Consider the following 14,020-nt stretch of genomic DNA (forward strand, 5'->3'; position numbering starts at 1 on the left):
ACTCGTTACCGCCGGGTTGATGCCGGTATCGGGGGATGAGAGTCTCGGTCGGTTAGGCGCTTTTGTTGGTTTTTCGCTCGACCTCAGTGAGAACCAAATAGCTGTTCCTGCCGAAGCTGATCGCCCACAGCGCCGCCCAGGCACCCCACCTGTTCCTGACCTCGATCTCGACGGTTTGGCCGGGACTGGTGCGAACGACGAGCGGCTGGCTCCTGCCCCAATCAATGCTCGCATCGATCGTGCAGGTGCCGGCCGGCAGCGTGATCTCCAACAAATCGTTGCGTGCAAGCTTCCCAACGCTGGTCCCGTTGACCCACAGCTCGTACGACCTCAGCCAATCGGCATATTGGGATGCGCGAACAAATCTGATGGTGCAGGCATTGGCATCGGTCATGATTCAATCTCGGGCATGGTGATGTTGTTGAGAAAGCTGCGGCGGCGCATCGCTCACGCCAGCTGGCGCACATCCTCCGCGAGCGCGCGGTAGGACAGCGCCTCGGCGAGATGGAGCCGGCCGATCTTGTCGGCACGATCGAGATCGGCCAGCGTGCGCGCCACCCGCAGCACCCGGTGATAGCCGCGCGCCGACAGCCGCATGGTCTCGGCGGCGTCGCGCAGCAGCTTCTGGCCTTGCGCATCCGGCTTGGCGATCTCCTCCAGCACCGAGGCCGGGGCTTCGGCGTTGGTGCGAACCTTCGGCAGGCCGGCGTCCGCGTAGCGGGCGAGCTGGATGTCCCGGGCGGCGGCCACGCGCGCGGCGACTTCGGCCGAGCCCTCTGCCGGCGGCGGCAGGATCAGATCGGCCGCGGTCACCGCGGGAACCTCGATGCGCAAATCGATGCGGTCCATCAGCGGTCCCGAGATGCGGGCCTGGTAGTCGCCGGTGCAGCGGTCGATGCGGCCGCGCTTGCAGGCATAGCCGGGCTCGAACGCATTGCCGCAGCGGCAAGGGTTCATTGCTGCGACCAGCATGAAGCGTGCGGGATAGGTGACGCGGTGATTGGCGCGGGACACCGAGACCTCGCCGTTCTCCAGCGGCTGGCGCAGCGAATCCAGCACGCGCGGATCGAATTCGGGGAGCTCGTCGAGGAACAGCACGCCCTGATGCGCGAGTGAGATCTCGCCGGGCCGTGCGCGCATGCCGCCGCCAGTGAGCGCGGCCATGCTGGCGGAATGATGCGGCGATCGGAACGGCCGCCGCGCCGTCAGCGCGCCGCCCTCGATCTCGCCGGCAACAGAGGCGATCATCGAGACCTCGAGCAATTCGCCCGGTGACAGCGGTGGCAGGATCGAGGGCAGCCGTGCCGCCAGCATCGATTTGCCGGCGCCGGGCGCGCCGATCATGAGCAGGTGATGGCCGCCGGCGGCCGCGATCTCCAGCGCCCGCTTGGCACTCTCCTGGCCCTTGATGTCGCGCAGGTCGAGCGGCGAGCTTGCTGCTTCATGCACCTTCGGCACGGGCCGCGACAGCACCTGCGTTCCCTTGAAATGGTTGGCGATCTGGATCAGCGAACTTGCGGCGATGATCTGGATGTCCGGGCTCGCCCACGCCGCTTCCGAGCCGCAAGCCGCCGGACAGATCAGCCCCTCCTCGCGTACATTGGCGCCAATCGCGGCGGGAAGAACACCGGCCACCGGCGCGATCGAGCCGTCGAGGCCAAGTTCGCCCAGAACGGTGAAGCCGGTCAGCGCATCCGGGGGGATCGCGCCGATCGCCCCCATCAGCCCAAGCGCGATCGGCAGGTCATAATGGCTGCCCTCCTTGGGCAGATCGGCAGGCGCGAGATTGACGGTGATCCGCCGCGCCGGCAGCGCCAGCCCCGAGGCGATCAGCGCCGAGCGGACCCGCTCGCGCGCCTCCGACACCGCCTTGTCCGGGAGACCGACGATGGCGAAGGCCGGCAGACCGGGCGCGACCTGCACCTGCACGTCGACCGCGCGGGCCTCGATCCCCTCAAAGGCGACGGTAGAAACCCGCTGAACCATGCCCGAACCAGCCTGCCCTTTTGCACAATTAGGGGTAGCAGAGCGGGCCGGTTCTTGCAAGAACAATACAGGAACATGCTCAGGGGCCGCAAGGCCCTAACCGATCGTAAACGCGACGAAGACACTACGCCTCGAATGCAAGCTGCTCTGCTCAGCACATCCCAACGAATGTCCGCTACTCCTAGGGGTGCGGGATGGGCCGTGGTCTAACGGGTGAACAATTCAAATGCTTGCAAATCGCCGGAGAAGCGAACGACGGATGTGCACGCGGCTCGCCAAGATTCACTTTGGCGCGGGTTCGCTGCCGCGGGATTGCACGATCACGGATATTTCGGATGGCGGCGTGAAAGTGGTGGCGGAGTTCCTGGAAGTGCCGCCGCAATTCACCATCATCTTCGCGCCCGACTATTCCCGGCAGTGCCGCCTGCGCTGGCGCATCGGCTGCGAGTTCGGCGCTGAATTCACCGACTGAGCCGCGCAAGCGCCCCGCCTTAACGGGACTTTAGCGTTAATCGGTAAGCATCTCTGATCAGTCGCCGAGTGATCAGAGTATGTCCAAGCGTTTGTCCGTCGCCTCTCCTCCGGCGAGATATCTGTTTTCCGCGCTTCTGATCCTGGCCCTCGGCGGCTGTCAGACCACCGGCATTGAGGACATCACCGGCGCGCTCGGCGGAAAGTCGGACACGGCTGGCAGGGCCGACGCCAAGCCGGAAGCAAGGCCGGACATGGACGCGCTGCGCGAGCGCTATCGCGCCAAGCCTGGCGATCCCAACGTCGCGCTCGAATACGGCAAGGCGTTGCGCCAGACAGGTCAGCGCGCGCAGGCGCTCGCGGTGCTGGAGCAGGCCGTGCTCGCCCATTCCAGCAACAAGGCGCTGCTGGCAGGCTACGGCCGCGCGCTCGCCGACAGCGGCAGTTTCCAGCAGGCGTTCGACGTCCTCGGCCGCGCGCATTCGCCCGAGGATCCCGACTGGCATATCCTGTCGGCGCAGGGCGCCGCGCTCGATCAGCTCGGCCGCAACGAGGAAGCGCAGCAATATTACGCCGCCGCGCTCAAGATCGTGCCGGACGAGCCGTCGGTGCTGTCCAATCTCGGACTGTCCTACATGCTGCAGAACAATCTGCCGCGGGCAGAGGAAACGATGCGCCGGGCGCACGCGCGCAATCCCGCCGATCTCCGCGTGCGCGCCAATCTCGCGCTCGTGCTGGGACTGGAAGGAAAGCAGGCCGAGGCCGAGACCATCGTCAAGGCGGACCTGCCGCCGGATCAGGCGGCGGCAAAGGTCACGGCGCTGCGGCAATTGCTGGTGAAGAAGCAGCAGCGGGCGGAGAAGTAACCGCGCGCGTCAGGATGCCTTGGTTACGACGCCTTGCGATGCGGGGCTGATCCGCGCCCCGAACGGCCCTTCAGCTTCTTCAGCAGCGGTCCGAACAGCGAGCGCTTCGGCTTCTTCACCTCGCCGCGCCCGGCGAGGCGGTTCGCCATGTTCTGGAACAGCTCGGTGGTGCGGTGGCTCTTGGAGACCTCCGCGATCATCTGGCCGTTGTTGGCCGCGGTCGAGAACAGCTTCGAATCGAACGGGATCACCGCGATCGGCTGGCTCTCCATGGTCTTGGCGAAGGCCTTGACCTCGATCTCCGCACGCTTGGGCATGCCGACCTGGTTGATGCAGTAGAGCGGTGGCCGGTCGTTCGGCCGCGCCGCCTTCAACACGTTCAGCATGTTCTTGGTGTTGCGGAGGTTCGCAAGATCGGGCTCGGCCACGATCACGATGTCGTCCGCGTTGACCAGCGCACGCCGCGTCCAGCCCGACCATTGGTGGGGAACGTCGAGCACGATGCAGGGCGTGGTCATGCGCAGCGTGTCGAAAACCGCGTCGAAGGCCTCCGCGCCGAAATCGTAGACGCGGTCAAGGGTGGCAGGCGCGGCAAGGAGGCTGAGACGCTCGGTGCATTTGGAGAGCAGACGCTCCATCAGGGCCGTGTCCGGCCGATCCTGCGACAGCACCGCATTGGCGATGCCCTGCACCGGGTCCTGATTGTAGTCGAGACCGGCGGTGCCGAAGGCGAGGTCGAGATCGATCACGACGGAATCGAGCGCGAGGTCGCGGGCGATGGTCCAGGCCACATTGTGCGCGACGGTGGAGGCACCGACACCGCCCTTGGCGCCGACCACCGCGATGACGCGGCCGGTGATGATGGTTTCAGACGCCGAGAACAGGCTGCAGATCGAGCGGACGACGTCGAGCGTTTCGACCGGTCCCACCACATAGTCGTTGACGCCGCGGCGGACCAGCTCGCGATAGGGCGCGGTGTCGTTGGGATTGCCGATCACGACCACGCGGGTGCCGGGGTCGCAGACGCCGGCGAGGTCGTCGAGGCCCTCGAGAATGTCGCGCGTGCCGTCGGATTCGATCACGATGACGTTCGGCGTCGGCATCGTTTCATAGACTTCGATTGCCGCAGCTAAGCCACCATCCTTGGCGGTGAGGTGCGCCTTGGCGAGACGGCGATCCTGCCCGGCCGCGGTCACCGCGGCGAGCGTCTGCTCGGTCTCGCAAAACGCCTGCACGGAGATACGAGGAACCGGCGCAATGTGTTCCTCGGGGTGCTGCGGATCGTCCGCTTCTTCGTCGTGGACGCGTGTCATCTGCCTGTGTCGCTGAGTTTTGCCTTGTCGGCGTCTGGATTGGTGGTCCCGACCGGCGTGCCCTTGCGATAGCGCTCGAAGGCCATGTCGCGCCGTGCGTTATAGGCCGGCGTCTCGGACCGCGGCTGCTCGAGGTCGGCCGGATTGTCGATCATGGCCGCGAGGTTGCGCTGGCTGGCGCAGCCCAGATTGAAATAGGGCCGCGTTCTCGTTGTAGCCGGGGTCGAGGATGGAGGGGCCGAGATCTTCCGGCCACAGCCCGCAGGGGCCCGCGACCGCGGCGATCCGGGAATAGCTCAGACGGATGGTGGGCAGCAGTCCGGGATCCTCAGGCCGATAGGGATGCTGGACGATGGCACGCGCAGGTACGCCGCCGGAGGCGAGCACGGACCGGATCTCGTGATAGGTCGCTGCGGCCGCGCGCGAATTCGCGGCGTTGACGGGGACGTCGACGACGACCGAGCCGGTGCCTTCGCGCACCCAGTCCCGGGCAATGCCGGCGACGTCCGCGTGCTGCGCGGCCGAGAGGCCGCCGCGAGCCTTGCCGACGAAGATCACGATCGACTTCTTGGCTTCCTGCACCGCGATCGGGTGACGCTGGCGATAGTCGGTCGGCACCGTCTGGGTGACGATCTCGCCGGTGGTGTTGCAGGCGCCCAGCATGACGGAGAGCCCCGTCAGTGCCAGCGCCACGCTCAACTTGCGACGTCGATCGGCCATGGTCTTCGTCATCGCTTCATCCCCTCGTGCCCCGTCTCTTGTCCCGTTCCCCAAGCCGTCCGTTCGTCATCAGTCGATGATGAAACCGAAATCACCGGGCGTGCCCGCGATCGGATCGACGCGGCGCGCGATGCCGTAGAGGCGGTTCATGCGGCCGAGCAGCGCCGTCTGGGCGTCAGAGGCCGGCGCAAAGCCGTCGTCGGGCCGGGACAGCTCCTTCTGAGCCACCGCGCGCACCACATAGGGCGTCACGATCACCATCAGCTCGGTCTCGTTGTTGACGAAGTCCTGGCTGCGGAACAGCGCGCCGATGATCGGCACCTGGTCGACGCCGGGCAGGCCGTTGATCGCCTGTTTGGTCTGCTGCTGGATCAGGCCGGCCATCGCCATCGAGCCGCCCGAGGGAATTTCCAGTGTCGTTTCGGCGCGGCGGGTCTGGATCGAGGGAATGGTAATCGAGTTGGTCGAGCTCGACGACAGCGCCTGGGTCACCGTGATGGCGCTCTGGTTCGACAACTCGGACACCTCGGTCATCACCCGCAGGCTGATCCGGCCCTCGCTCAGTACGACCGGGGTGAAGTTCAGGGAGATGCCGAACTTCTTGTAGGTGATCTGGGTGGTGCAAACGTGCGTGACGGGATCGCAGGCATAGCCCGACGGAATGGGGAATTCGCCGCCGGCGATGAAGGTGGCGGATTCGCCGGAGATCGCGGTCAGGCTCGGCTCGGCGAGCGTGCGCATGACACCGGCACTTTCCATCGCGCGCATCGTGGCGCTGACGGTCGCGAAGCCCTTGGTGAGCCCGGCGACACCTAATCCGTTGTTGCTGACGATCGGTCCGCCGCTGACCGAGAACGGGTTGGAATTGTTGAAGTTCACCACCGCGGTGCCGGCGTTCAGGCTGGCGCTGAGATCGACGCCCAACTGTTTGACGATATCGCGGCGCACTTCGCCGACGACGACCTTGAGCATCACCTGGTCGCGGCCGCGCACGACGATGTTGTTGACCACCTTCTCGGAGCCGCCGACCAGTTTGGCGGCGACGTCGCCGGCCTGCTGGGCCTCGACCGGGCTCGACACCGAGCCGGTGAGCATCACGCTGTCGCCGACGCCCTCGATCTGCACGCCCGGCAGCGACTGACGCAGCGCCGTGCGCATGCCGTTGAGATCGCGCTTCACCGCGATGTCGTAGGCGGCCACCTGCTGGCCGTCGGCGGCGAAGAACACGACGTTGGTCTGGCCGACCTGTCCACCGATGATATAGGCGCGTTGGGCCGAGCGGATCACCGCATTGGCAATCTTGGGATCGGCGACCAGCACGTCCTTGACGTCGCGCGGCAGGTCGATGACGGCGGACTTGCCGACGCCGAGCGACAGGAAGCGCGTCTTCGCCGGTGCGATCGTCCCGACCGGCGACACATCGAGATCCGCTGCCTGCATGGGCGCCTGGTCGCCGACCGGCGCATCTGCGGCGCTGACGACATCGGGGGCTGCGAGCAGCCCCAGGATCAGCATCGTCCCCGTCCAGACCGAGCGCGCGCGATTCCCCCGAATGCGCATGCCCGTCCGATCATCCCCAAAGTTCATCATATCCCCATCACTTCTGTGACGTCAGTTGCCGCGCCTGTACGCCGTAGCGGATCACGTTGACCCCGCCGGTCCGCTTGCTCGCCTGGTCCTCGGGCGTGCTGTCGAGCGAGTTGGCATCGACGATGCTGCGCAGCGCGAGTGTCAGCGTGCCGCCCTGGCGCGCTGCCGATAGAGTGGCGACCTGGTCGGGCTTGAGCTCGAGCGTGACGGTCCTGCCGACGACGGCGTTCTGGCCGTCCTTTTCCTTTGGCGCCTGGTCGATCGCGAGCACGCGGATATTGGTCAGGATCGCCTCGGACAGGATGAGGTCGTTACCGGCGGCCCCGTCGGGATTCTTCAGGCGACGGGTCAACACGATGTCGACGCGGTCGTTCGGCAGGATGAAGCCGCCGGCGGCAGTCTCGGCTGAAATCTCGGTGGAGACGGCGCGCATGCCCGACGGCAGGATCGCGGCCATGAAGCCGGAGCCGTCGGCCTTGACCAGCTTCTGCTCGCGGATCGGCTCGCCCTGCATCAGCGGCACGCGTGCGATCGAGCCCGCGATCTGGATCTGCGCCTCGGGCCTGTTGTCGCGGCGGATGAAGGCGCTGCTCGCGGTCGCCGCCGGCCAGACCTGCCATTGCAAGTCCTCGGGCTTTACGGCTTGACCGAGCTGGATGTCGTTCTTGGCGACCAGGACCTCGACCGTCGGCAGCTTCTCGGCGACGGGGAGAACGGGCGCGGGCTTGTTGTCATAGCCGCTCGCCAGATACGCAGCGACGCCGCCGGCGCCCAGTGCGATGACGAGAACGACAATGCGTGCGGTGTTCATACGCTTCTACTCTTACGCGGGGCACTCGAACCGCACCTGGCGGGTTCCCCAACGTCGATGAGTAGGCAGTAAAAGTATAAGCGGTGTTGCGAGGCCGAATGCGATCGACGGCCGCGCTGTGGTCTTTCGGCAGATGGTGAACGTCGCGTTAGCCGGTCGGCCACTGGCCCCGTAGTTTCACGCAGTCGCGGCCCGTGCGTTCGAATGATGCGCGCCGCGTCATGGTGAATGCGTGGTTAGTGATGGGTGAGGTGATGCCGCGCATACACTACGTAGCCCGGATGGAGCGGAGCGCAATCCGGGGCCGCTGAACATGGTGTGGCATCCCGGATTTCGCTGCGCTCCATCCGGGCTACGAGCTACGGGCCGCTCCCTACTTCGCCCGCTTCTGCTCGATCACGTCCCAGAGCTTTGCGGCAACGTCCGGTCCGCCGAGCCGCGCGATGGCGCGGATGCCGGTCGGCGAGGTCACGTTGATCTCGGTGAGGTTGCCGTTGATGACGTCGATGCCGACGAACAACAGCCCGCGCTCGCGCAGCGCCGGGCCGACGGTGGCGCAGATCTCGCGCTCGCGCGGCGTGAGCTCGGTCTCCTGCGCTGCGCCGCCGCGCACCATGTTGGAGCGGAGGTCGTCGGCGGCCGGCACGCGATTCACCGCGCCGGCGAACTCGCCGTTGATCAGGATGATGCGCTTGTCGCCGTGCTTTACCTCGGGGATGAACTGCTGGATCACCCAGGCTTCCTTGAATGTCACCGAGAACATGTCGAACAGCGAGCCGAAATTCATGTCCTGCGGCATCACGCGGAACACCGCCGCGCCGCCATGGCCGTGCAGCGGCTTCATGACGACGGCGCCGTGCCTGTCGCGAAACGCGTTGATCTCGTCGAGATCGCGCGAGATCAGCGTCGGCGGCATCAGCTGCGGAAAGTTCATCACGAACAGCTTTTCCGGGGCGTTGCGCACCGAGGCGGGGTCGTTGACGACGAGTGTCTTCGGATGGATGCGTTCGAGCAGGTGCGTCGAGGTGATGTAGGCGAGGTCGAACGGCGGATCCTGGCGCAGCAGCACCACGTCGAAGCCGTTGAGCGCCTCGCGCCTGGGCTCGCCCAGGGTGAAATGATCGCCGGGCTCGTCGCGCACGGTGAGCAGCTGAACCGGAGCGACGATCTCCTCGCCGACCATCGAGAGCTTGTCGGGTGTGTAATAGGACAGGCCGTGGCCGCGCTTCTGCGCCTCCAGGAGCAGCGCAAAGGTGGAATCGCCCTTGATGTTGATGCGGGCGATGGGGTCCATCTGGACGGCGACGTTCAGTTTCATGGTCTGCCTTTCAGGTCGAGGCGTCGAATGCCGCCAACACATGGCGTGGAAGTGACCGCGGCGCAATCAGCATGGCATCGAATCGCATTTCGAATTCCGCATGCTCGGGATGCGCGACGAGCCAGCCTTGCGCGGCGTCGATGATGCGCTGCTGCTGGCGCGGCGTCACGGCGAAGGCGGCATCGTCCAGCGTTGCGCGCGCCTTGACCTCGACGAAGGCAATCAGATTGCGGCGGCGCGCCACGATGTCGATCTCGCCATGCGGCGTGCGGAAGCGCTTGGCGAGGATGCGGTAGCCCTTGGCCATGAGATAGGCCGCGGCGCGGCTTTCCGCGGAGATGCCGGTGCGGAACGCGGCGACGCGCTCGGGCGAGGCGATTTTCGGTTCCGCGGGGGCCTCAGTCTTCGCCATCGCCGCCCCGCAGATCTTTGGCAAGCTCGAGCGCGCGGGCATAGACCTCGCGGCGCGGCCGGCCCGAGAGCGCGACCGCATGCGCCACCGCATCCTTGACGCTGTTCGCGGCGAGCTGCTCGCGCAGGACGTGGTCGAGCGCATTCGATGTCAGCATCTCGGCATCCGCCGCAGGCGGAGCGATCACCAGCACGAATTCGCCGCGCGTCTCCAGCGTGTCGGCATCGCGCGCGAGCTCACGCAGCGTCGCGCGCGAAATCTGCTCGTGCAGTTTGGTCAGCTCGCGGCAGATCGCGGCTTCACGGGCCCCCATGATCTCGGCGAGCTCGGCGAGCGTGTCCTGCACGCGGTTACCGGAATCGAACATCACCAGCGTCGCATCGATGCGCGCAAGCTCGGCCAGGCGCGACTTCCGCGCGGCTGATTTGGAAGGCAGAAAGCCTTCGAAGAAGAAGCGGTCGGTTGGCAGCGCTGCGACCGACAGCGCCGCCAGCACCGAGGACGGGCCGGGCAGCGCGTAGACGGCGTGGCCGGCGGCGCAGACTTCGCGCACCAGCTTGTAGCCGGGGTCCGAGATCAGCGGCGTGCCGGCGTCCGACACCAGCGCGATCGAGCCGCCCTGCGAAAGCCGCTCCAGGATCTTCGGACGGGCCGCTTCAGCGTTGTGCTCGTGATACTGCTTGAGCTGCGCGGAGATGTCGTAGCGCTCGGTCAGACGCCGCGTGATGCGGGTGTCCTCGCAGGCGATGACATCGACCCCGGCGAGGGTCTGCAGCGCCCGCAGCGTGATGTCGCCGAGATTGCCGATGGGGGTCGCGACCAAATGCAGGCCATGCGCGGCCTTCGGCGCGACAAGCCGATGGGCGTCGATGGAGAAACCGCGCGAGGCGGGCTCCGTCGTCTCGGGTGTATTTATCGGGGACGGCTTTACGCGCATAATCAGACGAACTTAGGCATGATCCCCGGGACTGGGAACCGGTCCCCGGAAAAAGATCGTGCCTGGGCGAGGCAAGGGGCGAGGAAGGACTGGAATGTGATCCATTCGGCATCACATTCCCCAGGGAATGAAGCGTCAGCGCCATATTCGCGGCGGAAACGCCGCCTTGATGCTGGGTGACGGACGGCGGGCAGCTAGCCAGAACTTGAGAGGAAGCCGCGTTAAGCGGGCATTATCCTTTTGTTTGAGTTAACTATTTGCCGACAATATGCCTGAATCCATGGCCGGTGTCGTGGAAAGAATGTCGTGACCGGCTGGCGACGGTCGGTCAGAAGAGAAAACTGTCATGACGGGCCCACGTGATCCCAGATCCTCCTTTTCGGAGGAGTCTCCCGTTCAGGGATCCCTGATGTCAGGGGCAACCCGGCGAAGCGCGCTCGGCCTGTTGCTCGGCACGCCGCTGCTGTCGGCCTGCGCCGGCGTGCAGCAGAGCCTGAGCCAGTTCTCCAATCCGTTCAGCAGTTCCTCTCCGCCTCCGGCCCAGCCGGCCGGCCCGCCGCAGCAGGCGACGACTGCCGGCACCGGCGGGGTGAAGGTCGCCGTGATCCTGCCGCTTTCGGCATCCGGCAATGCCGGCCTCGCCGCGCAGTCGATGCGCAATGCCGCCGAGATGGCGCTGGCCGAGTTCCAGAATCCCAACATCCAGCTCCTGATCAAGGACGACAATGGCAGCCCGCAGGGCGCGCAGGCGAGTGCGCAGCAGGCGGTCGACGAGGGCGCCGAGATCATCCTGGGGCCGCTGTTCGCGCAGTCGGTGCCTGCGGTGGCGCAAATCGCGCGCACGCGTGGCATCCCGGTGATGGCGTTCTCGACCGATTCCAGCATCGCCGGCCGCGGTGTCTATCTGCTGAGCTTCCTGCCGGAGTCCGACGTCAACCGCATCGTCGAATATTCCGGCAGCATCGGAAAGCGCTCCGTCGCCGTTCTGGTGCCGGACAATGCTTATGGCAACGTGGTCGAGGCCGCGGTGAAGGCGGCGGTGCCGCGCCGCGGCGGGCGCATCGTCGCGTTCGAGAAATACGGCGCCGACCGCGCCACGCCGGCCCGGACCGTGGCGCAGCAGCTTGGCAGCGCCGATGCGCTGTTCATCGCCGATGATGGCGATGCCGTCGTCTCGGTCGCCGATGCGATGAGCGCGGCGGGGGCGAATCTACGCAATATCCAGCTGCTCGGCACCGGCCTGTGGGACAGTCCGCGCGTCTATGCCAGCCCAAGCTTGCAAGGTGGCCTCTACGCCGCGCCCGATCCGGCCGGCTTCCGCGCCTTCTCCGGCCGCTATCGCACCAAATATGGCGCGGAGCCAGTGCGCACCGCAACGCTCGCCTATGACGCGGTTGCCCTCGTCGCCGCGCTGGCGCGAACGCAAGGCACCACCCGCTTCTCGCCGGACGTGCTCACCAATCCTTCCGGATTCGCCGGCATCGACGGCCTGTTCCGCTTCCGCGCCGACGGCACCAACGAGCGGGGCCTCGCGGTGATGAAGGTGACGACGGGCGGCGGTGTTGCGGTGGCGGGCTCGCCGAAGAGTTTTGGGGCGTAGCTGTTTCCTCGACGTCGTCCTGGCGAAAGCCAGGACCCATAACCACAGGACGCGGTTTTGCGAAGACTCGTGGTTGTCAGCTTTACGCTGCAACTGCTCTTTGGGGTAATGGGTCCTGGCTTTCGCCAGGACGACGATGGAGAGACCTTACGCCGCCAGATCCGCGACCACCGCATCGAGCACCGGAAAACCGCTGCTGGTCACGCGCAGCCGCCCCGTTGCATCCACCGTGATCGCGCCTTCTTCGCGCAGCAGCGTGATGCGCTTGGGATCGAGCGAGCGGCCGGAGAGCGCTTTGTAACGCTCGGGGTCGATGCCTTCGGCCAAACGTAGTCCCATCAGCAAAAATTCGTCGGCGCGTTCTTCGCTGTTGAGGAGATCGTCGGTGACGACGCCGTGGCCGTTGGTCTCGACCCGCATCAGCCAGGCTTCGGGGCGCTTCTCGGTGGCGGTCGCGTGCCTGATACCGTCGATGTCGAGCCGGCCATGGGCACCGGGGCCGATGCCGGCATATTCCTCGCCGCGCCAGTAGACCAGATTGTGCCGGCACTCGGCGCCGCGCCGCGCGTGATTGGAAATCTCGTAGGCGGGCAGGCCGAGCCTGTCGCAGGTCTCCTGCGTGACGTCGTAAAGCGCGCGTGCGACCGCTTCATCCGGCGTTTTCAGCTTGCCGGCCTGATACAGGCCGAAGAACGGCGTGCCTTCTTCGATCGTCAATTGATAAAGCGACAGATGCTCGGCCGCCTCGCCGATCGCGAGACGCAATTCATCAGCCCACATCGCCGGCGTCTGGTCGGGACGGGCGTAGATCAGGTCGAACGAATAACGGTCGAACGAGCGGCGCGCGATGGCGACCGCGTCGAGGGCCTCGCGCGCGCTGTGCATGCGGCCGAGCGCTTTCAGCGAGGCATCGTCGAGCGCTTGCACGCCGAGCGAGACGCGATTGACGCCGGCGGCGCGATAGCCCGCGAAGCGCGTAGCCTCGACGCTGGTCGGGTTTGCCTCCAGCGTGACTTCAACGTCTTTCGCCACAATCCAGTGCTTGCCGATGGCATCGAGCACAGCGCCGACGGTTGCAGGCTGCATGAGCGAGGGTGTGCCGCCGCCGAGAAAGATCGAGGTGACTTCGCGGCCGGGTGCGCGCTCGGCGGTCGCAGCGATCTCGCGCGCGAAAGCCGACGCAAAGCGCGCCTCGTCGATCGCGGCGTGGCGGACATGGCTGTTGAAGTCGCAATAGGGGCACTTCGACAGGCAGAACGGCCAGTGCACGTAGACGCCGAAGGCTTCGGATTCTTGTGTTGACGCGTTTTCCTGGCGCGAACCGGTATCCACTTCGCTCGAAAACGCTCTAGCGCGGCTCAAGGCAGATCTCCGCCAGTTTCACGAAGGCGCGGGCACGGTGCGACAGGCCGAGACCGAGCGGCGGCAGCCCGTGCTTCTCGATGCTCTCCATCTCGCCGAAGGTGCGGCTGTGGCCGTCGGGCAAAAACATCGGGTCGTAGCCGAAGCCGGCGGTGCCGCGCGGCGGCCACACCAGCGTGCCGTCCACGCGCGCCTCGACCTCTTCGCGATGGTCGTCGGGCCATGCAACGCAGAGCGCGGAAACGAAATGCGCCTTGCGCTTGGCGGGCGTGGTCGCGCCACGCTCCTGCAACAGCCGTTCGATCTGCGCCATTGCCGCGGCAAAATCCTTGTTCGGGCCGGCCCAGCGCGCCGAGTAGATGCCGGGCGCGCCGTCGAGCGCGTCGACCACGATGCCGGAATCATCGGCGAAAGACGGCAGCTTCGTCGCCTGCGCTGCCGCGATCGCCTTGATCGCGCGGCGTTGCTGCGGAAATCGTTTCCGGTCTCTTCCGGCTCCGGAAGGCCTAATTCGCCGGCCGACACCGCCTCGATGCCGTAAGGCGCGAGCAGCTCCTTCATCTCGGCGAGCTTGCCGGGATTATGGGTCGCGATGACCAGCTTTCCGGTGATTCGGCGATGCATCGGCCTATTG

At 66.3% G+C, this 14,020-nt stretch carries 12 protein-coding genes and 2 pseudogenes; 3 read left to right on the forward strand and 11 right to left on the reverse strand.

The features are described from left to right. Positions 1-52 precede the first annotated feature (52 nt). Together ACVIN2_RS20580 and ACVIN2_RS20585 are read right to left on the reverse strand one after the other, a co-directional pair. Entirely contained in the window at positions 53-394 is a 342-nt protein-coding gene (locus tag ACVIN2_RS20580) for a hypothetical protein (protein WP_456766937.1), read from the reverse strand. 53 nt (positions 395-447) lie between these two features. After that, positions 448-1,986, reverse strand: a complete 1,539-nt coding sequence (locus tag ACVIN2_RS20585; protein WP_456766938.1) for a YifB family Mg chelatase-like AAA ATPase — start codon at positions 1,984-1,986, stop codon at positions 448-450. 226 nt (positions 1,987-2,212) lie between these two features. Between ACVIN2_RS20585 and ACVIN2_RS20590 the strand changes: the two genes are divergently transcribed. Both ACVIN2_RS20590 and ACVIN2_RS20595 read left to right on the forward strand, forming a co-directional pair. Next, a complete protein-coding gene (locus ACVIN2_RS20590; protein ID WP_007598461.1) occupies positions 2,213-2,458 on the forward strand; it encodes a PilZ domain-containing protein in 246 nt (81 codons plus the stop codon). Between the two features lie 79 nt (positions 2,459-2,537). Further along, complete coding sequence (locus ACVIN2_RS20595) at positions 2,538-3,323, forward strand: tetratricopeptide repeat protein (RefSeq protein ID WP_456766939.1); 786 nt, start codon at positions 2,538-2,540, stop codon at positions 3,321-3,323. 23 nt (positions 3,324-3,346) lie between these two features. Here ACVIN2_RS20595 and ACVIN2_RS20600 read toward each other — a convergent pair whose 3' ends face one another. From ACVIN2_RS20600 to rsmI, 7 genes and pseudogenes are all read right to left on the reverse strand, one after another. Continuing rightward, entirely contained in the window at positions 3,347-4,636 is a 1,290-nt protein-coding gene (locus ACVIN2_RS20600) for an AAA family ATPase (RefSeq protein ID WP_456766940.1), read from the reverse strand. Next, positions 4,633-5,368: pseudogene (locus ACVIN2_RS20605) on the reverse strand (CpaD family pilus assembly protein). The gene ACVIN2_RS20600 and the pseudogene ACVIN2_RS20605 overlap by 4 nt, the downstream one beginning before the upstream one ends. A gap of 57 nt (positions 5,369-5,425) precedes the next feature. Continuing rightward, complete coding sequence (locus ACVIN2_RS20610) at positions 5,426-6,943, reverse strand: type II and III secretion system protein family protein (RefSeq protein ID WP_456769770.1); 1,518 nt, start codon at positions 6,941-6,943, stop codon at positions 5,426-5,428. Positions 6,944-6,953: 10 nt separating this feature from the next. Beyond that, positions 6,954-7,757, reverse strand: coding sequence for a Flp pilus assembly protein CpaB (gene cpaB / locus ACVIN2_RS20615; RefSeq protein ID WP_456766941.1), 804 nt, complete (start codon positions 7,755-7,757; stop codon positions 6,954-6,956). Positions 7,758-8,130: 373 nt separating this feature from the next. Further along, positions 8,131-9,075 (reverse strand): glutathione synthase, encoded by a 945-nt coding sequence (gene gshB, locus ACVIN2_RS20620; RefSeq protein WP_456766942.1) that lies wholly within the window; start codon positions 9,073-9,075, stop codon positions 8,131-8,133. Between the two features lie 10 nt (positions 9,076-9,085). Next, complete coding sequence (locus ACVIN2_RS20625) at positions 9,086-9,487, reverse strand: YraN family protein (RefSeq protein ID WP_456766943.1); 402 nt, start codon at positions 9,485-9,487, stop codon at positions 9,086-9,088. Further along, positions 9,474-10,424, reverse strand: a complete 951-nt coding sequence (gene rsmI / locus ACVIN2_RS20630) for a 16S rRNA (cytidine(1402)-2'-O)-methyltransferase (RefSeq protein WP_456766944.1) — start codon at positions 10,422-10,424, stop codon at positions 9,474-9,476. Before rsmI ends, ACVIN2_RS20625 begins: the two co-directional genes overlap by 14 nt. A 346-nt stretch (positions 10,425-10,770) precedes the next feature. On the opposite strand from rsmI, the gene ACVIN2_RS20635 reads away from it, so the two are divergent. Continuing rightward, positions 10,771-12,024, forward strand: a complete 1,254-nt coding sequence (locus ACVIN2_RS20635) for a penicillin-binding protein activator (protein WP_456766945.1) — start codon at positions 10,771-10,773, stop codon at positions 12,022-12,024. A 147-nt stretch (positions 12,025-12,171) separates the two neighbouring features. Here ACVIN2_RS20635 and hemW read toward each other — a convergent pair whose 3' ends face one another. Both hemW and rdgB read right to left on the reverse strand, forming a co-directional pair. Then, positions 12,172-13,356: a radical SAM family heme chaperone HemW gene (gene hemW, locus ACVIN2_RS20640; protein WP_456769771.1), complete on the reverse strand. Its 1,185-nt coding sequence runs from the start codon at positions 13,354-13,356 to the stop codon at positions 12,172-12,174. A gap of 16 nt (positions 13,357-13,372) precedes the next feature. Next, positions 13,373-14,010, reverse strand: a pseudogene (gene rdgB, locus ACVIN2_RS20645) (RdgB/HAM1 family non-canonical purine NTP pyrophosphatase). Positions 14,011-14,020 lie beyond the last annotated feature (10 nt).

It is taken from the genome of Bradyrhizobium sp. USDA 3650 (assembly GCF_054057395.1).

Bases quoted from the DNA above. Each gene is read 5' to 3' on its own strand.
- ACVIN2_RS20580 (WP_456766937.1), bottom strand. From the start codon at position 394: ATGACCGATGCCAATGCCTGCACCATCAGATTTGTTCGCGCATCCCAA.
- ACVIN2_RS20585 (WP_456766938.1), bottom strand. From the start codon at position 1,986: ATGGTTCAGCGGGTTTCTACCGTCGCCTTTGAGGGGATCGAGGCCCGC.
- ACVIN2_RS20590 (WP_007598461.1), top strand. From the start codon at position 2,213: ATGCTTGCAAATCGCCGGAGAAGCGAACGACGGATGTGCACGCGGCTC.
- ACVIN2_RS20595 (WP_456766939.1), top strand. From the start codon at position 2,538: ATGTCCAAGCGTTTGTCCGTCGCCTCTCCTCCGGCGAGATATCTGTTT.
- ACVIN2_RS20600 (WP_456766940.1), bottom strand. From the start codon at position 4,636: ATGACACGCGTCCACGACGAAGAAGCGGACGATCCGCAGCACCCCGAG.
- ACVIN2_RS20610 (WP_456769770.1), bottom strand. From the start codon at position 6,943: ATGAACTTTGGGGATGATCGGACGGGCATGCGCATTCGGGGGAATCGC.
- cpaB (WP_456766941.1), bottom strand. From the start codon at position 7,757: ATGAACACCGCACGCATTGTCGTTCTCGTCATCGCACTGGGCGCCGGC.
- gshB (WP_456766942.1), bottom strand. From the start codon at position 9,075: ATGAAACTGAACGTCGCCGTCCAGATGGACCCCATCGCCCGCATCAAC.
- ACVIN2_RS20625 (WP_456766943.1), bottom strand. From the start codon at position 9,487: ATGGCGAAGACTGAGGCCCCCGCGGAACCGAAAATCGCCTCGCCCGAG.
- rsmI (WP_456766944.1), bottom strand. From the start codon at position 10,424: ATGCGCGTAAAGCCGTCCCCGATAAATACACCCGAGACGACGGAGCCC.
- ACVIN2_RS20635 (WP_456766945.1), top strand. From the start codon at position 10,771: ATGACGGGCCCACGTGATCCCAGATCCTCCTTTTCGGAGGAGTCTCCC.